This is a genomic window from Staphylococcus sp. MB377, from assembly GCF_001922505.1.
Lineage (GTDB): Bacteria > Bacillota > Bacilli > Staphylococcales > Staphylococcaceae > Staphylococcus > Staphylococcus haemolyticus.
Genome location: NZ_MAON01000014.1, coordinates 1 through 17,277, shown reverse-complemented (window position 1 = coordinate 17,277; position 17,277 = coordinate 1). Strand labels below are relative to the sequence as shown.

16 protein-coding genes, 27 tRNA genes and 1 rRNA gene are annotated in these 17,277 nt (G+C 33.3%); 42 read left to right on the top strand and 2 right to left on the bottom strand.

Features of this window, described 5'->3' with window-relative positions; genetic code table 11:
• Positions 1–11 precede the first annotated feature (11 nt).
• From rrf to fumC, 37 genes are all read left to right on the top strand, one after another.
• Positions 12–126: ribosomal RNA gene (gene rrf, locus BB045_RS04780) — 5S ribosomal RNA — on the top strand.
• A gap of 10 nt (positions 127–136) precedes the next feature.
• A tRNA-Val gene (locus BB045_RS04775) sits at positions 137–212 on the top strand.
• A gap of 20 nt (positions 213–232) precedes the next feature.
• A tRNA-Thr gene (locus tag BB045_RS04770) sits at positions 233–308 on the top strand.
• Between the two features lie 8 nt (positions 309–316).
• Positions 317–389, top strand: a tRNA-Lys gene (locus BB045_RS04765).
• A 9-nt stretch (positions 390–398) separates the two neighbouring features.
• Positions 399–480: transfer RNA gene (locus BB045_RS04760), tRNA-Leu, on the top strand.
• A 3-nt stretch (positions 481–483) separates the two neighbouring features.
• Positions 484–558 (top strand) — tRNA-Gly (locus BB045_RS04755).
• A gap of 16 nt (positions 559–574) precedes the next feature.
• A tRNA-Leu gene (locus tag BB045_RS04750) sits at positions 575–663 on the top strand.
• Between the two features lie 11 nt (positions 664–674).
• Positions 675–748, top strand: a tRNA-Arg gene (locus BB045_RS04745).
• Positions 749–756: 8 nt separating this feature from the next.
• Positions 757–830 (top strand) — tRNA-Pro (locus BB045_RS04740).
• A gap of 27 nt (positions 831–857) precedes the next feature.
• Positions 858–933 (top strand) — tRNA-Ala (locus BB045_RS04735).
• 24 nt (positions 934–957) lie between these two features.
• A tRNA-Met gene (locus BB045_RS04730) sits at positions 958–1,031 on the top strand.
• 28 nt (positions 1,032–1,059) lie between these two features.
• Positions 1,060–1,133, top strand: a tRNA-Ile gene (locus BB045_RS04725).
• A 9-nt stretch (positions 1,134–1,142) separates the two neighbouring features.
• A tRNA-Ser gene (locus tag BB045_RS04720) sits at positions 1,143–1,232 on the top strand.
• 9 nt (positions 1,233–1,241) lie between these two features.
• A tRNA-Asp gene (locus BB045_RS04715) sits at positions 1,242–1,317 on the top strand.
• Positions 1,318–1,352: 35 nt separating this feature from the next.
• Positions 1,353–1,445: transfer RNA gene (locus BB045_RS04710), tRNA-Ser, on the top strand.
• Positions 1,446–1,456: 11 nt separating this feature from the next.
• A tRNA-Met gene (locus BB045_RS04705) sits at positions 1,457–1,530 on the top strand.
• Between the two features lie 11 nt (positions 1,531–1,541).
• Positions 1,542–1,617: transfer RNA gene (locus tag BB045_RS04700), tRNA-Asp, on the top strand.
• Positions 1,618–1,628: 11 nt separating this feature from the next.
• Positions 1,629–1,701: transfer RNA gene (locus BB045_RS04695), tRNA-Phe, on the top strand.
• 9 nt (positions 1,702–1,710) lie between these two features.
• Positions 1,711–1,786 (top strand) — tRNA-Thr (locus BB045_RS04690).
• Positions 1,787–1,792: 6 nt separating this feature from the next.
• Positions 1,793–1,876 (top strand) — tRNA-Tyr (locus tag BB045_RS04685).
• Positions 1,877–1,885: 9 nt separating this feature from the next.
• Positions 1,886–1,959, top strand: a tRNA-Trp gene (locus tag BB045_RS04680).
• 2 nt (positions 1,960–1,961) lie between these two features.
• Positions 1,962–2,034: transfer RNA gene (locus BB045_RS04675), tRNA-His, on the top strand.
• 14 nt (positions 2,035–2,048) lie between these two features.
• Positions 2,049–2,120, top strand: a tRNA-Gln gene (locus BB045_RS04670).
• Between the two features lie 5 nt (positions 2,121–2,125).
• Positions 2,126–2,199 (top strand) — tRNA-Cys (locus BB045_RS04665).
• Between the two features lie 8 nt (positions 2,200–2,207).
• A tRNA-Gly gene (locus tag BB045_RS04660) sits at positions 2,208–2,281 on the top strand.
• A 14-nt stretch (positions 2,282–2,295) separates the two neighbouring features.
• Positions 2,296–2,370: transfer RNA gene (locus BB045_RS12145), tRNA-Gly, on the top strand.
• 15 nt (positions 2,371–2,385) lie between these two features.
• Positions 2,386–2,460, top strand: a tRNA-Gly gene (locus tag BB045_RS12140).
• 44 nt (positions 2,461–2,504) lie between these two features.
• Positions 2,505–2,588: transfer RNA gene (locus tag BB045_RS04655), tRNA-Leu, on the top strand.
• Positions 2,589–2,853: 265 nt separating this feature from the next.
• Complete coding sequence (locus BB045_RS04650; protein ID WP_053025433.1) at positions 2,854–3,912, top strand: PTS sugar transporter subunit IIC; 1,059 nt, start codon at positions 2,854–2,856, stop codon at positions 3,910–3,912.
• Positions 3,913–4,143: 231 nt separating this feature from the next.
• Positions 4,144–5,598 carry an ABC transporter substrate-binding protein/permease gene (locus tag BB045_RS04645; protein ID WP_053025432.1) on the top strand — a complete coding sequence of 485 codons (1,455 nt, stop codon included), beginning with the start codon at positions 4,144–4,146 and terminating at the stop codon, positions 5,596–5,598.
• Positions 5,591–6,313: an amino acid ABC transporter ATP-binding protein gene (locus BB045_RS04640; RefSeq protein WP_075140554.1), complete on the top strand. Its 723-nt coding sequence runs from the start codon at positions 5,591–5,593 to the stop codon at positions 6,311–6,313. Before BB045_RS04645 ends, BB045_RS04640 begins: the two co-directional genes overlap by 8 nt.
• 177 nt (positions 6,314–6,490) lie before the next feature.
• Positions 6,491–7,618 carry a tRNA epoxyqueuosine(34) reductase QueG gene (gene queG / locus BB045_RS04635; protein WP_053025430.1) on the top strand — a complete coding sequence of 376 codons (1,128 nt, stop codon included), beginning with the start codon at positions 6,491–6,493 and terminating at the stop codon, positions 7,616–7,618.
• Complete coding sequence (gene trmL / locus BB045_RS04630; RefSeq protein ID WP_053025428.1) at positions 7,619–8,089, top strand: tRNA (uridine(34)/cytosine(34)/5-carboxymethylaminomethyluridine(34)-2'-O)-methyltransferase TrmL; 471 nt, start codon at positions 7,619–7,621, stop codon at positions 8,087–8,089.
• Positions 8,090–8,260: 171 nt separating this feature from the next.
• Complete coding sequence (locus BB045_RS04625; protein WP_053025425.1) at positions 8,261–8,860, top strand: 6-phosphogluconolactonase; 600 nt, start codon at positions 8,261–8,263, stop codon at positions 8,858–8,860.
• A gap of 22 nt (positions 8,861–8,882) precedes the next feature.
• On the top strand, positions 8,883–9,032 hold the full coding sequence (locus BB045_RS11970) for an SAS053 family DNA gyrase inhibitor (protein WP_141738627.1): 150 nt from the start codon (positions 8,883–8,885) through the stop codon (positions 9,030–9,032).
• Positions 9,033–9,242: 210 nt separating this feature from the next.
• The gene (locus tag BB045_RS04620) at positions 9,243–9,638 is read left to right on the top strand and encodes a hypothetical protein (RefSeq protein ID WP_053025423.1); all 396 of its coding nucleotides are present in this window, start codon (positions 9,243–9,245) and stop codon (positions 9,636–9,638) included.
• A 205-nt stretch (positions 9,639–9,843) separates the two neighbouring features.
• The gene (gene fumC / locus BB045_RS04615; RefSeq protein ID WP_053025421.1) at positions 9,844–11,229 is read left to right on the top strand and encodes a class II fumarate hydratase; all 1,386 of its coding nucleotides are present in this window, start codon (positions 9,844–9,846) and stop codon (positions 11,227–11,229) included.
• 65 nt (positions 11,230–11,294) lie between these two features.
• Here fumC and BB045_RS04610 read toward each other — a convergent pair whose 3' ends face one another.
• A complete protein-coding gene (locus tag BB045_RS04610) occupies positions 11,295–12,119 on the bottom strand; it encodes an RluA family pseudouridine synthase (protein ID WP_053025419.1) in 825 nt (274 codons plus the stop codon).
• A 187-nt stretch (positions 12,120–12,306) separates the two neighbouring features.
• Between BB045_RS04610 and BB045_RS04605 the strand changes: the two genes are divergently transcribed.
• From BB045_RS04605 to BB045_RS04585, 5 genes are all read left to right on the top strand, one after another.
• Positions 12,307–13,416 carry a GAF domain-containing sensor histidine kinase gene (locus BB045_RS04605; RefSeq protein ID WP_075140553.1) on the top strand — a complete coding sequence of 370 codons (1,110 nt, stop codon included), beginning with the start codon at positions 12,307–12,309 and terminating at the stop codon, positions 13,414–13,416.
• Positions 13,417–13,437: 21 nt separating this feature from the next.
• Positions 13,438–14,061 (top strand): response regulator, encoded by a 624-nt coding sequence (locus BB045_RS04600; RefSeq protein ID WP_070441464.1) that lies wholly within the window; start codon positions 13,438–13,440, stop codon positions 14,059–14,061.
• A gap of 264 nt (positions 14,062–14,325) precedes the next feature.
• A complete protein-coding gene (gene xdrA / locus BB045_RS04595; protein WP_011275416.1) occupies positions 14,326–14,790 on the top strand; it encodes an XRE family transcriptional regulator XdrA in 465 nt (154 codons plus the stop codon).
• A 369-nt stretch (positions 14,791–15,159) separates the two neighbouring features.
• Entirely contained in the window at positions 15,160–16,290 is a 1,131-nt protein-coding gene (locus tag BB045_RS04590; RefSeq protein WP_048667995.1) for a DUF445 domain-containing protein, read from the top strand.
• A gap of 68 nt (positions 16,291–16,358) precedes the next feature.
• Positions 16,359–16,703: a YlbF/YmcA family competence regulator gene (locus BB045_RS04585; RefSeq protein ID WP_011275418.1), complete on the top strand. Its 345-nt coding sequence runs from the start codon at positions 16,359–16,361 to the stop codon at positions 16,701–16,703.
• 95 nt (positions 16,704–16,798) lie between these two features.
• Here BB045_RS04585 and BB045_RS04580 read toward each other — a convergent pair.
• On the bottom strand, positions 16,799–17,277 hold a 479-nt coding region (locus BB045_RS04580), incomplete at its 5' end, for a transposase (protein WP_142236925.1).

The following is a 17,277-nucleotide window of genomic DNA, read 5'->3' as shown; positions in this document are numbered from 1 at the left end:
TCATTCTCTTGTCTGGTGACAATGGCAAGGAGGTCACACCTGTTCCCATGCCGAACACAGAAGTTAAGCTCCTTAGCGCCGATGGTAGTTGGATTTACGTTCCGCTAGAGTAGGACGTTGCCAGGCATAATATAATGGAGAATTAGCTCAGCTGGGAGAGCATCTGCCTTACAAGCAGAGGGTCGGCGGTTCGAACCCGTCATTCTCCACCATTTTATCAAAACAATATATTGCCGGCCTAGCTCAATTGGTAGAGCAACTGACTTGTAATCAGTAGGTTGGGGGTTCAAGTCCTCTGGCCGGCACCATCTATTTTGAGCCATTAGCTCAGTTGGTAGAGCATCTGACTTTTAATCAGAGGGTCAGAGGTTCGAATCCTCTATGGCTCACATGTATACGCGGGTGTGGCGGAATTGGCAGACGCACTAGACTTAGGATCTAGCGCCTTACGGCGTGGGGGTTCGACTCCCTTCACCCGCATACGCGGAAGTAGTTCAGTGGTAGAACACCACCTTGCCAAGGTGGGGGTCGCGGGTTCGAATCCCGTCTTCCGCTCCATTATTTTTAATATAGTGCCGGGGTGGCGGAACTGGCAGACGCACAGGACTTAAAATCCTGCGGTGAGAGATCACCGTACCGGTTCGATTCCGGTCCTCGGCACCATATATAATTTTGCGCCCGTAGCTCAATTGGATAGAGCGTTTGACTACGGATCAAGAGGTTATGGGTTCGACTCCTATCGGGCGCGTTCTCTTACGGGAAGTAGCTCAGTTTGGTAGAGCACTTGGTTTGGGACCAAGGGGTCGCAGGTTCGAATCCTGTCTTCCCGATAGGAACTTTAATTATATAAAAAATATGGGGGCTTAGCTCAGCTGGGAGAGCGCCTGCTTTGCACGCAGGAGGTCAGCGGTTCGATCCCGCTAGTCTCCACCATATTAAATTTACAAACTAGATAACGGCGGTGTAGCTCAGCTGGCTAGAGCGTACGGTTCATACCCGTGAGGTCGGGGGTTCGATCCCCTCCACCGCCACTACTTATTAGTTGTAGAATTATAATTTGGACCTTTAGCTCAGTTGGTTAGAGCTAACGGCTCATAACCGTTCGGTCGCAGGTTCGAGTCCTGCAAGGTCCATATAATTTTGGAGGAATACCCAAGTCCGGCTGAAGGGATCGGTCTTGAAAACCGACAGGGGCTTAACGGCTCGCGGGGGTTCGAATCCCTCTTCCTCCGTATTTTATTGGTCTCGTAGTGTAGCGGTTAACACGCCTGCCTGTCACGCAGGAGATCGCGGGTTCGATTCCCGTCGAGACCGCCATTTAATAATTTTATAGTAATTTACATTTAATTAGTGGAGGAATACCCAAGTCCGGCTGAAGGGATCGGTCTTGAAAACCGACAGGGCCTTAACGGGCCGCGGGGGTTCGAATCCCTCTTCCTCCGCCATTAATTATTATCGCGGGATGGAGCAGTTCGGTAGCTCGTCGGGCTCATAACCCGAAGGTCGGTGGTTCAAATCCGCCTCCCGCAATTTATCTTTTAGGTCTCGTAGTGTAGCGGTTAACACGCCTGCCTGTCACGCAGGAGATCGCGGGTTCGATTCCCGTCGAGACCGCCATTACAAATAATGGTTCAGTAGCTCAGTTGGTAGAGCAATGGATTGAAGCTCCATGTGTCGGCAGTTCGACTCTGTCCTGAACCATTTTGTTATGCCGGCCTAGCTCAATTGGTAGAGCAACTGACTTGTAATCAGTAGGTTGGGGGTTCAAGTCCTCTGGCCGGCACCATCTCATGGAGGGGTAGCGAAGTGGCTAAACGCGGCGGACTGTAAATCCGCTCCTTCGGGTTCGGCAGTTCGAATCTGCCCCCCTCCACCATCTTAATTTAGGGACATAGTTCAACGGTAGAATAGAGGTCTCCAAAACCTTTGATGTGGGTTCGATTCCTACTGTCCCTGCCATGGCGGTTGTGGCGAAGTGGTTAACGCATCGGATTGTGGTTCCGACACTCGAGGGTTCGATTCCCTTCAACCGCCCTTAATTTTATTAATGGGCTATAGCCAAGCGGTAAGGCAACGGACTTTGACTCCGTCACGCGCTGGTTCGAATCCAGCTAGCCCAGTTATTGGCGGCATAGCCAAGTGGTAAGGCAGAGGTCTGCAAAACCTTTATCACCGGTTCAAATCCGGTTGCCGCCTCCATGCACGATGCGGGAGTAGTTCAATTTTAGAACACATTCCTTCCCGGAATGAGGTATAGGTGCAAGTCCTATCTTCCGCTCCATAATTCTTAATAATGCGGGAGTATTTCAACTTTTAGAATACGTTCCTTCCCGGAACGAGATATAGGTGCAAATCCTATCTTCCGCTCCAATAAATTTTAATAATGCGGGAGTATTTCAACTTTTAGAATACGTTCCTTCCCGGAACGAGATATAGGTGCAAATCCTATCTTCCGCTCCATGTTTTTGCTTCCAAATGGAAGTTTTTTATTTATCAAAAATTGAGCCGGCGTGGCGGAATTGGCAGACGCGCGGGACTCAAAATCCCGTTCCTGTATTGGAGTGTCGGTTCGACCCCGACCGCCGGTATAATTCTTAATGTGGAAATGTTGTTTTAACAACGTTTCCACTTTTTTTGTTTTGTAATTGATTTCAATTTTTCAATTTTCTAGTCTGTGGTTAAGTATCAGTTATTGAACTATTATATTTATAATTTTTTAACTTCTTATGTTAAGTTTTAGCAATGGTATTTTTAAAAATTAGCATTAATTTTTGATTAAAAAAGAAATGTTCATATTGTTAAACACATTAGTTTGTACTAAGATAAAGCTAATGTTTAAAAACGGAGGCTACTATGAGTAAACAACGTGTAAGTTTAAAGTATTTTTTTAGTAATATTCTAAATGCGGTAGGTGCTGGAGTAGTATTAGCTTTATTGCCAAATGCGTTATTAGGAGAATTTTTGAAATTATTTATGGATGCACATCCAATGCTCGAAACTGTGTTTCAATTAGTAATGATAATTCAATCATTCATGGCATTTATTATCGGTGTTTTAGCTGCACATCAATTTAAGTTTAATGGGGCAGGTTCTTGTATGGTAGGCATAGCCGCAATGCTTGGATCTGGAGCGGTTCAATTTACAGCTAAGGGCATTGTTTTAAAAGGGATTGGAGATATAATCAATATCATATTAGTTGTAATTATAGCTTGTGCAATATATATGTTTTTACAAGGAAAATTAGGCTCACTTGAAATGATTATATTACCGGTTGTAATACCTGTATTAAGTGGATTAATTGGTTTATTAACTTTACCTTATGTACAAACAATTACTAAAGGACTTGGCCATATGGTAAATTCATTCACTGATCTTAATCCTTTAATTATGTCTATACTAATAAGTGTGACTTTCTCATTGTTAATGGTTACACCTATTTCATTAGTCGCCATAGCAACAGCTATAAGTTTAACTGGTTTGGGAAGTGGTGCTGCTAACATGGGCATTGTCGCAGCTTGTGTGACTTTTATATTCGGTTCAATAAGAGTTAACTCTATGGGGGTTAATATTGTTTTACTTATAGGTGCAGCGAAGATGATGATTCCAGTCTATTTAAAACATTTAATTATTGCAGTTCCTTTAACTTTAAATGGTATCGTCTCTGGTGTATTGGCATATGCTATAGGTATTAAAGGTACACCTTTATCTGCCGGATTTGGTTATACAGGCTTGGTAGGACCGATTAATGCATTTAATAGAATGTCTGGAGACGCTACTATAATTATTATTTTGCTCGTTTTCGGCTATTTTGTTATTCCATTTGTGAGTGCATTCATTATACATGAAATATGCAAAAAATTAATACCAAGCTATCATGATGGTATATACAAATTCGAAATTCCTAAACAATAATAGCAATTAAGATGTATGTACAAAAGTTTAATTTATATAATGAAATAAATTTAATTCAAAGCTTTTAACTGAATTGAGAAAGTGTTTATATTTACCTTTTCTCAACTCTAGTTAACCTGTCAGGGTGAGACGAAGATTCAAATCGAATTTTGTTTCACTCTTTTTTAAAATTTTTATTGTATATTAATACGTTTATGTGTATAATAATGAATTAATTAAAGGAGGTTGCTTATGAAAAAATTAACAAAAGTACTTGCGATAGCAATCTTAATTAGTTTGACATTGATATACATACAACCAATGGCATTAGCTGATGAAGATGCAACTTGGAATAAAATTAAAGATAGGGGTGAATTAAGAGTAGGATTATCAGCTGATTACGCACCATTAGAATTTGAAAAAACTAAAAATGGTAAAACAGAGTATGCTGGTGTAGATATTGAATTAGCAAAAAAAATTGCCAAAGATAATCATTTAAAGTTAAAAATAGTGAATATGCAATTTGATAGCCTACTTGGAGCTTTGAAAACTGGAAAAATTGACATAATTATATCAGGAATGACAACAACACCTGAAAGAAAAAAAGAAGTTGATTTTTCCGAGCCATATATGGAAACAGGAAATGTTATGTTAATTAGAAAAAATAATAATGATACCTTCCATAAGTTGAGTGATTTTAATAATAAAAAAATAGGAGCTCAAAAGGGCAGTGAACAAGAAAAAATTGCACAGCAAGAAATAGAAAATGCACAAATAAGTTCATTAAATCGTTTACCAGATGCAATTTTGGCACTTAAAAGTAAAAAAATTGATGGTTTAGTAATCGAAAAACCAGTAGCAGATGCTTATGCTAAGCAAAATAAGGATTTAAATATTGTCCATGTTTCTTTCAATGAAGAAAAGAAACCCACAGTTATAGCACTACCGAAAGACTCACCAATTTTATTAGAACACTTAAATCATTCTATTAAAGATGTTAAAGATAAACATTTAATTAATAAATATATGGATATTGCTTCAGAACAAATGGTTGATGATGGAAGCTTTATTCAAAAGTATGGAACTTTTTTCTTAAAAGGATTACAAAACACTATAATAATTTCTTTAATTGGTGTTGTATGTGGAGCAATAATCGGGTCATTTATTGCACTTGCAAAATTAAGTAAGTTTAAAATTATTTCTTTACCCGCAACAATATATATAGAATTTTTAAGAGGAACACCGATGTTAGTGCAAGTGTTTATCGTATTTTTTGGCACTACCGCGCTTTTAGGATTAGACATTTCTGCTTTAATTTGTGGGACGATTGCCTTAGTTATTAATTCTTCAGCCTATATTGCTGAGATAATTAGAGCTGGAATTAATGCAGTAGATAAAGGTCAAACTGAAGCTGCACAATGCTTGGGGTTAAACTACTCAAAAACAATGATTTATATCATATTGCCTCAAGCTTTTAAAAATATATTACCAGCGCTAGGAAACGAATTTGTAACTTTAATAAAAGAATCATCAATCATATCTACAATTGGGGTTGGTGAAATTATGTTTAATGCACAGGTTGTTCAAGGTATTTCATTTGATCCATTTACGCCATTAATCATAGCAGCATGTATGTACTTTGTATTAACTTTTTCATTATCAAGATTAATGAGTTTAATAGAAGGGAGACTGAAAGCAAGTGATTAAAATTGAAAATTTAAATAAAAAATTTGGGAAAAATGAAGTGCTTAAGGATATTAATTTAGAGATTAAAAAAGGTGAAGTATTAGCGATTATAGGACCATCAGGAAGTGGAAAAAGCACTTTATTAAGATGTATGAATTTGTTAGAAACACCAACAAACGGAAGGGTTGTATTCGAAGGTAATGAACTCTCTATTCACAAAAATAACTTAAATAAATTACGTCAAAAAATGGGCATGGTTTTTCAAAATTTTAATCTGTTTCCACATAAGACTGTATTAAATAACATCATATTGGCTCCTAAGTTATTAAATAAAAGCGATTTAAATCAATTGAAACAAGAGGCATTATCATTATTAGAAAAAGTTGGACTTGAAGATAAGGCAAATGTATATCCTTCTCAATTATCTGGAGGACAAAAACAAAGAGTTGCGATTGCAAGGGCACTGGCTATGCATCCAGATATTATATTGTTTGATGAACCTACGTCTGCATTGGATCCAGAGGTAGTGTATGATGTTCTAAAGGTAATGAAAGATTTAGCTAAAGAAGGAATGACAATGGTTGTTGTTACACACGAAATGGGATTTGCAAAAGATGTGAGTGATAAAGTTATATTTATGGCAGATGGGCATGTTATTGAAGAAGGTTCACCTCAGCAAATATTTCAATTACCAACTCATCAAAGAACGCAAAACTTTTTATCAAGAGTTTTATAATAAGTAAACAAATAGCAGCGAGTCTGAGACATCATATCATGTTTCAAACTCGCTATTTTTAAATTGAACTGGAATATTTATTAGGAAAGTGTTCAATTATTATATAAATAAATAACTATTTCATTATGTGGATTATGTTAAAATGTAATATGTATCAATTTTAAGGAGGCAAATGAATTGGATTATAATTGGCTTAAACAAGAAATCATCGATTATGCTTATTCAATAGGTATTGATAGTATAGGTTTTACTACTGCCGATCCATTTGATGAACTTAAAAAGAAATTAGAAGATTATCATGCAAATGGCTATGCTTCGGGTTTTGAGGAGTCAGATATTTCATTAAGAACTGAGCCAAAATTAAGTTTGCCTACCGCACGCTCAATTATAGCAATTGCTGTTGGATATCCGAATAAGCTTAAAGGTGCACCTAAAAGTGTCAGAGGTGATCGCCGAGGTATGTTTGCTCGTGCCTCTTGGGGGCAAGATTATCACTCTATTATGCGTAAACGTTTAGATAAACTTGCTGATTTTATACAATCTAAAGTTCCTGATGTAGAACTAAAAAGTATGGTTGATACTGGTGTATTATCAGATAGGGCCGTTGCTGAACGAGCAGGTTTAGGATTTGCTGGACGTAATGGTTTTATTATTAATCCAGATTTAGGAACATGGAGTTATTTAGGTGAAATGTTAGTGAGTATTCCATTTGAACCTGATGATCCATTACTTGATAGCTGTGGAGATTGTACAATATGTGTAGATAGATGTCCTACAGGGGCGCTTGTTGGAAATGGTCAATTGAATTCTCAAAAATGTATTAGTTTTTTAACTCAAACTAAAGGATATCTGCAAGATGAATATAGATATAAGATAGGCAATCGCTTATATGGATGTGACACGTGTCAACAAGTTTGTCCTAGAAATAGGGGGATCAATACAACGCATGATGACATTATTCTAGAACCTGAGATTCTAAAACCAAGATTAGTACCGTTATTACAAATGAGCAATAAAGAATTCAAACAAACATATGGGCATTTAGCTGGTGCTTGGCGAGGTAAAAAACCAATTCAACGTAATGCAATAATAGCTTTAGCACATTTTAATGAAGAGGCAGCAATACCAGAACTTAAGGAAGTTGCATTAAATGATCCAAGACCAATGATAAGAGGGACGGCATACTGGGCGATTGGCCAAATTCAAGGTGAAGATGCACGTGAATTTATAGTTGCAAACTATGAAAATGAAATTGAAGAAGTTCAAAATGAAATGATAAAAGGAATAGAAATGAGGAAACTTTAAATGACAAACCATATTGTTTTATTTCAACCAGAGATTCCTGCAAATACTGGTAATATTGCACGTACCTGTGCAGGAACGAACACACATTTACATTTAATTAAGCCTTTGGGCTTCAGTACTGATGATAAAATGTTAAAACGTGCTGGTCTTGATTATTGGGAGCATGTATATATTACTTATCATGAAAGTATTGAAGACTTTTTCGATGCTACTCAAGGTGAGTACTACTTACTAACTAAATTTGGAAAACAAACGTATAGTGATTTTGATTTTTCTAAAGAAGATACAGATTATTATTTTATATTTGGAAGAGAAACGACTGGATTACCGGATTGGGTAAAAGAGAAATACGCTGACATGGCATTAAGAATTCCTATGAGTGAAAATATCAGATCGTTAAATTTATCTAACACAGCCGCTTTATTAATTTATGAAGCATTGCGACAACAAAATTTCCCAGGTTTATCCTAATAAGTAGTAAGTTAGTAAAAATTCTATGCATCTATTTATTAAAAAATGTTATATTTATTAATGATGTATAATAACATTTTTAAAATAGTTTGATTTAGTGTCTAAAAGGGTAAGTTAACGAATAATACGTTATTTATATGACATTGATGAACTAAGAGGAGTGTAATGACAATGGCAATGAACTTTAAAGTATTTAATGATGTAGAACATGTAGCTGAGTACACAGCAGATATCATTAGAAAGCAATTTAATAACAACCCTACAACTATTGCGGGAATTCATTTAACAAAGGATGCTGCACCTGTTTTAGATGAGTTAAAGAAAGATGTAGATCATAATGCGGTTGATTTTAGTCAAGTAAATATCTTAGATTATGACGATAATCGCTCATACTATGAAGCATTAGGTGTACCTACTAGTCAAATTTATCCGATTAATCTTGACGATGATGCAGAATCTTTAATTGATGACAAAATTAAAACTAAAGAAAATAAAGGTAAATTAATTTTACAAGTTACTTCTATTGATGAATCAGGTAGTTTAAATGTAAATGTAAGACAAGGATTATTAAAAGCGCGTGAAGTAGTATTAGTTGTGACTGGTGCTAATAAACGTGAAGTTGTTAAAAAACTTTATGAAGAAAATGGTAAATCTAGCTTTGAACCAGCTGATTTAAAAGCTCATAGAATGGTAACAGTTGTTTTAGATAGAGCAGCTGCAGAAGGTTTACCTGAAGATGTTAAAGAATATTTCACTGCTAGATTTGCTTAAATTTAAAAGTGAGGTCTGAGTTATGACTAAAAATAAAGATTCAGAATTAAATTATCATGAGGAAGAAAATGCGATGGTTCAAGATTTAGATGACTTGAAAACATTGGGCAAAGAAATGGAACAAATTTCTGAAGAAAACGACGAGGACAGGTTGAATCAATCGCATGAGTAAATTTTAACTTGATGATAATTAACAAAATAAATATTATTTATGAACCAAGTAACCTAAGATGTTAAAGATGTCTTAGGTTATTTTTTTAATGAAGCAATATACATTGTCATTTGAGTGCGTAATTTCATCAATCAATCATTTAATTCAATTTAATGCTATAAAAATTATGGTAAAATAAAATTCAATGAAAATGTATAAGGAGAGCTTAAAATGTTACATAGATATTGGCTTCCACTTACGATTGCCACAATTATTATTAGTTTACTTTCTATAAAAGGATTTCCAATAGCATTCGGTGCACTTTACTTACCTATTTTGTTTAAAATCATAAAATTACAATTAAATTTATCTCAAGGCTTAATTGATAATATTAGTGCTCAGCCTTTTATTAAGAGTAATCAAACAGGTGTGTTCATAAGTGTGTTGTGTTGTATTTTAATAACTGGTATTTTAATTTATTCTTTAAATGATATTTATGAGCAATTTACTGGTTTTATAGGATTTCTAGTTCAAATTAGTCCTATTACAATAACTTTAAGTATTATATTTTATATTTTGAGTGCTTTAGCTGTTATTAAAGCAGTAAAAGTTAAATATCAAGTCTAACTTAAGCAAGCAACGGTCAATTACGATAAGACAAAATTTTTCAAAGATAATAGCGATTGGGAACATTAAATCATTGTTTCAATCGTTATTTTTTATATCTATGATATGAGTTTGTATTATTGAAACCGCTTTAGTAATGCATTGCCCCTTTAATTTAAATAATGCTATACTATGAATAAATAATTGTATAAGGGGAGATTATCGCATGTCAGTAAGAATTGAACACGATACATTCGGAGAGATTGAAGTACCTGGTGATAAATATTGGGGTGCACAAACGGAGAGAAGTAAACGAAACTTTCCTGTAGGTAAAGAACGTATGCCAATTGAAGTAGTATATGGATTTGCTCAATTAAAACGAGGTGCAGCATTAGCAAATCATGAACTAGGAAAACTAAGTGACGCTAAAAAAGATGCAATCGTTTACGCTTGTGATTTAATTTTAAAAGGGGAATTAGATGAACATTTCCCACTAGTTGTTTGGCAAACAGGAAGCGGTACGCAAAGTAACATGAACGTTAACGAAGTAGTCAGCTTCGTAGCAAATAAATATTTAAAAGAACAAGGTATCGATGAATCGATTCATCCTAATGATGATGTGAATAAATCTCAAAGTTCAAATGATACTTTTCCAACAGCAATGCATGTTGCATTATATCATGAAGTTGAAATGAAACTTGAACCTGCATTAAAACATTTACGTGATACTTTTAAAGAAAAAGAAGATAAATACCAATCAATTATTAAAATTGGACGTACACATTTACAAGATGCGACACCAATTAAATTAGGTCAAGAAATTAGTGGCTGGCGTTATATGTTAGATAAATGTGAAGAATTATTAGCTGAATCAAAAAAACATATCTTAAGTTTGGCTATCGGTGGAACTGCCGTAGGTACAGGTATTAATGCACATCCAGAATTTGGTAATAAAGTTGCTAAATTTATCTCAGAGAATACTGGATATAAATTTGTATCATCTGAAAATAAATTCCATGCGTTGACTTCACATGATGAAGTCGTGCAATTACATGGTACGTTAAAAGCCTTAGCAGCAGACTTAATGAAAATCGCCAATGATATTAGATGGTTAGCATCTGGTCCTAGAGCGGGGCTTGCAGAGATTTCAATTCCCGAAAATGAACCAGGATCATCAATCATGCCTGGTAAAGTAAATCCAACACAATGTGAAATGTTAACTATGGTTGCAGTACAAGTTATGGGTAATGACACTACAGTTGGTATTGCAAGTTCTCAAGGTAATTTTGAATTAAATGTATTTAAACCAGTAATTCTTCATAATACATTACAATCAATTTACTTACTTGCAGATGGTATGCAAACGTTTAATGATAATTGTGCAGTCGGCATTGAACCAATTGAAGAAAACATTAATAATTATTTAAATCAATCATTAATGTTAGTTACTGCGCTAAATCCACACATTGGTTATGAAAAAGCTGCTCAAATTGCCAAGAAAGCCCATAAAGAAGGGTTAACATTAAAAGAATCGGCTATTCAATCTGGTCATGTTACAGAAGAACAATTTGAAGAATGGATAAAACCTGAGGATATGGTGGACCCACACTAAAAAACAACCACATATAACTAATAAAAGGAGTAACTGTCTATGAATCGATAGTTACTCCTTATTATTTATTCATCATCCAAACTAACTGATATTAATTCTTGAGTGAGTGGATGTTTAAATTCAATTTTATGACTATTAAGTTCTAGTTGGCGTAATGTAGAATTACCATACAAAGGATCGCCTATAACAGGATGACCAATTTCAGCTAAATGAACTCTAATTTGATGAGTACGGCCCGTATCTAATTTAATATCCAATTGGCATACGCCTTCTTTTATCATTTTAGAGGAAAGAATATGCGTAATCGCTCGTTGACCTGTATTAGAAATTCGTCGTTTATTAGGATGGAATTTATCCTTACCTATAGGACTATCAATAGTTTGAGGTTTAATTGGTAATAATGACTTGACATTAGCCTTATATATTCTAGTAATTTCATTTTCTTCCAACATACGATCTAGAATTTTTTTCATTAGAGGATTCTTAGCTACAATGAGTAAACCAACCGTTTCTTGGTCTAAGCGATGAATAGGTTCGACATATTCACTATCTAACGTATAAATAACATGATTCATTAAAGTGTTACTCTCTTTTAAATCATTTGGATGAGTCTTAACGCCTTTAGGTTTCATGACAATAGCTAAATCATCATCTTCATAACTAATTTGTGCGTAACGATAACTAGGTAAGTAATTACTTTTTTCTACTGGTGTTGGAATGTAAATATCATCCCCGGTAAGCACTTTATCTGTTAATTTCGCAGGGTGATTGTTTATAGTTATATCTTTTGACATATTTAACTGATGTAAGTCTTTCTTAGGCAATTTCAATGATTGAAAGATTTCTCTCAACGTATTTTGATTATAATTCTCATGTATTTTAAACTTCATAATTTCCTCCTAATAGCATTCGCATTAATCATACCATATCTTAGATTGCTAATAACGTATATTAATCACAATCTTACGAATTTCATAATAAATAATAATATGTAACTTAAACATTTTTACATTTTTAAAAATGTAAATCTCACTGTATAATAAGACTAATGCAAATATGAGTAACTGAGGCGATTTCATGGAAAAACCAACACGCTTAGCATTATTAAAAGAAATAGCAGAATATCTCAATGAGGAAACAGAATTATATAATATGATGCACGGTGCTTTGAATTATTTAATAAATGGTAGTAACTTTACAACTGGTTGGATCTTCTTTATAGATAATAACGGCCATCACGAGATAGTAGCTGATGTTGATCTCCCAGGTGCATTAAAGAAGGATAATTGCTGTTATATGAAAGAAGGATCTTGTTGGTGTGTCACTGCGTATCATAATGAGCGTTTAACGAAGGCTTCTAACATAATCAATTGTTCTAGAATAAATTTAGCAAATCAAGCATATAAAGCAGCAACAGAAGGTGTAACACACCATGCTACAGTGCCACTACGGTCTGGCACAGAACAATATGGTTTACTCAATGTTGCATCACCATATACTACGCGTTATAGCGAACAGGATTTAGCCCTATTAGAATCGGTCGCTTTACAGATTGGCTCTTCAATTAAACGCATTTATTTAACTGATCAGGAAAAAGAGGCAGCTAGATTAAATGAACGTAATCGCTTAGCAAGAGACTTACATGATTCAGTAAACCAATTATTATTTTCACTAAAATTGACCGCTCATGCAGCACATGACATAACGACAGATGAAATTGCGAAAAAAGCTTTTAAGACAATTGAAGAAACAAGTCAAAATGCGGTTAATGAAATGCGTACACTAATTTGGCAACTTAAACCAGTAGGTCTTGAGCATGGTTTGGTGCAGGCATTAAATCAATATGCACAAATTCTTAATATAAAACTAACAATAAGTGTTGATGGAATTATTAGTTTATCAAATATCGTAGAAGAGAACGTTTATAGGATATTACAGGAATGTATAAATAATACTAAAAAACATGCTCAAACTAATTCAATACATATTATTTTAAAACAAGATAAAGAAAAGTTGATAATTATTGCAAAAGATGAAGGAATTGGTTTCGATATGAATAAAGAAACTAATACTTCATCACAAGGGTTAAAAAACATAAGTCAACGAATTTATGCATTAGATGGACAAGTTAACATAGATACAATGCCTAACAAAGGAACAACGCTATCTTTAGAGATTCCTTTGTAAATTGGTGAAAGGAGAAAAATTGTGGCTAAAGTCATATTGATTGATGACCATCATATTGTAAGACAAGGATTGGAATTCCTTTTATCGACGGTGGCTGATTTGGAAGTTTTGGCAAGCTTATCGGATGGTCAATCTTTAATTAATTATTTAAATGACCATGATATACCAGATATCATCCTTCTTGATTTGGTAATGCCTGAAATGAATGGTATTGAAGTGACAGAATACGTGAAACGTCATTTCCCTGATATTAAAGTATTGGTATTAACAAGTTATGTAGATGATGAACATGTTATTTCAGCTATTAATAAAGGGGCAGATGGATATGAAATGAAGGATGTTGAGCCTCAAAAATTAATTCAAACGATACATGACGTTTTAAATAATAAACGGATTATTCATCCAGAAGCACAAAGTGTAATAGACACCGTATCTTCAAAACCACATAATACTAATAAGCTATCTAAACGAGAAATAGAAGTATTAGCTGAAATGGTAAAAGGTAAAACGAACAAAGAAATTGCAAATACGTTATTCGTTTCTGAAAAAACAATAAAAACACATGTTAGTCATATATTTAATAAGTTAAGTGTAACAGACCGTACACAAGCAGCAATTTATGCTATTGAAAATAAACTTGTATAGAGTGTAATATAATAAATCGTTAAAGAGTTAGGGATGAAAATACAATTAAAATGTAAAGGATTATTAGAAGTGAGTTAGCAAATAAATTAATTTAATTATTTTGATAATTTCGCCATTAATAAAATTGTATACAAAAACAAAAATTCCTCTTTTCATTTTATTGAAAATATATTAAGATGTAATTTGTGTTTCAAGAAATGTGTATTATTGCAATTTCTTGTGTCCGGATAAATTAACCCCTATTAGAAAGGTAGAGAATAAAATATGGATAGACAGAGTTTCACAGATTTAATTCAAACAAAATTTAAAATGGTAAGAATTGAAGCGGGCTATACGCAAGATACTATGGCTCAAACAATTGGCCTTTCAAAAAAAACATTAGTTCAAATTGAGAAAGAACGTGTGTTACCAAACTGGACAACATGTGTTTCAATTTGTGCATTATTCAGAGATTCTGATGTTTTAAATAATACGTTCGGTTGCGATCCTTTAGAAATTGTTCAAACTATTTCACGTAATCATTGTGCATATCCAAATCATTCAACAACTAGTGATATTTATTGGAATACTATCGAAACACGTAATGGTTTTATGTTACAAAGTAATAAAGTAAGTAACATATATAGAGTATTAAATTCAGAAAAGCAACCTATCTTTGGCACTTCAAAATTAAGAGAAGCTGAAACATACTTTAACAGAAATGCTAAAGAAGAATTAATGCACGTTTAATAATAGTTAAAATATTATGATTTAATATGAAAGTGATAGAAGAATCACACCAGATTTAATCACTTTTAATTTATATACATTCAAAGTATGTGGTTATTACATATGGCGAACATAATGTTTTGAGACTACATAGCTTAATTGTAAAACTGATTGAACTGAGATTATTCTTATATTAAGAAATTCTCAGCTTAAGTTTAACTTGATATTAATTAAAAGACGAGCCTAAGATATTTGATATCGTGGCTCGATTTTTTTATTTCAAAACATTTCTGCATTTTCAATTTTAATGCAAAGTAAAATTAAGGAACCATATATTCCAAAGTGATATAATCATCATATTGTGAAAATAATTTTTAAGGAGAAATCGAGATGCAAGCTTTTTTAGTAATCCTATTTATGGTAGTAGTAGGGGCTGTAATTGGAGGCGTAACAAATGTAATTGCAATAAGAATGTTATTCCATCCATTTAAACCATATTATATATTCAAGATGCGTATACCATTTACACCTGGTCTAATTCCTAAAAGAAGGGAAGAAATTGCTACTAAGATAGGTCAAGTGATTGAAGAACATTTGATAACAGAGTCAGTTATACATCAAAAGTTAAATGAACCAAATACTCGTGAAGCAATCAATGATTTAGTAATAAAGCAATTGTCTAAACTAAAAAGTGACGATGCTACAATACGAAAATTTGCAAATCAATTTGATTTTGATCTTGATGACCTCATTAACAATAAGCTAGATAAAACCATAATAAATAAATTGAATAATTATTACTATGATAAACAGGCAACATCAATTAATGAAATTCTTCCTGCAGAAGTAATAACAATGGTTGATGAAAAATTAGACCAAGCAGGAGATTTAATTCGAGAACGTGCACGTAATTATCTTTCTTCAGATAAAGGTGCTAGAGATATTTACGATATGCTAGATACATTTTTTGCTGAAAAAGGTAAAATTGTTGGATTATTACAAATGTTTATGACTAAAGAAAGTATTGCTGAACGTGTTCAACATGAATTAATACGTTTAACAAGACATCCTAAAGCAAAAGTTATTATTGACAAAGTGATTCGAGGTGAATATGAAACATTAAAATCTCAACCTTTAAGTAATGTTGTTAAAGAAGAACAATTTACAAATATAAGTGAATCCTTGGTGCATTTAATCATGACAAATTTACAATTAAATGAAAAAATGGATACTCCAATCAGTAAGTTAACACCAAAATTAGTTGATCAAATTCAAGTAGGAGTTGCTAATGCAATTACTGATTTAATAATTAAACAAGCATCTAATCATTTATCAACGATAATGACAAAAATAAATTTACGTCAGATGGTTGAAAATCAAATTAATACCTTTGACTTAGATTATATTGAAAGATTAATTATTGAAATCGCTAATAAAGAGTTAAAACTTATCATGTCATTAGGTTTCATTTTAGGTGGTATTATAGGATTTTTCCAAGGTATAGTCGCAATCTTTGTCTAACTATAAATAATATGTTATGGTAATAAAGAGTTGTCAAAATTACTTTTCACTAAGGAGTGCAAACAAACATGGCAGTAAATTTATATGATTATGCAAATCAACTAGAACAAGCATTAAGAGATAGTGATGAATATAAAGCTATTAAAGATGCTTTCTCTAAAGTTAAAGATAATGAAGAATCAAAAAAATTATTCGATGAGTTCCGTGAAACTCAATTAAGTTTCCAACAAAAACAAATGCAAGGTGAAGAAATTCCTGAAGAAGATTTAGCAAAAGCTCAAGAACAAGCTCAAGCAATTGAAAAAGATGAAAATATTTCTGAATTAATGCAAGCTGAGCAAAAAATGAGCCAAGTATTCCAAGAAATTAACCAAATCATTGTTAAACCTTTAGATGAAATTTACGCTGACTAATTGTTAGCACAATAAGCTACAAAGCTTTCAATTGAAAGTTTTGTAGCTTTTTTAGGCTCTACGTCAAATCGGACTGATGAGTCCAAATATTGAGATTAAGCAACCTTAGGTTGTTTAATCTCTTTCTTTGTTGTTGAGGCAAATAGTCGCGAAGTTATAATAATTCGATTACGCAAATTATCATAATTTCTATAACCAAAAGATACCCTTTTAATGAGTTTGATTTTATTATTAATTCCTTCTAACGGACCGTTGGTCAGGTTAGAATATGTCATAGTATTTTCAATGAAAGCTGCTAATCGTCTTAAAGTTCTAATGACTGGGCGTAATTTAGTACACACATCTGAAAGATGAATAGAAAAGAGTTTATGATTAAATTTCTCTATTTGATTTTCTTTTAATAATCTTCTTAGCTCATGAACGTAGTGATATGTATTAAATAATTCTATATCTACACCTAATAAGTAATTTATAATGCCTTTTTCGGTTTTCCACTCTTTAAATAAATGGACTTTATGATAATTAAATGCTTCTAGCGTTTCAAAAGGTTTAAGAAATAGTTTCCAATAACTTT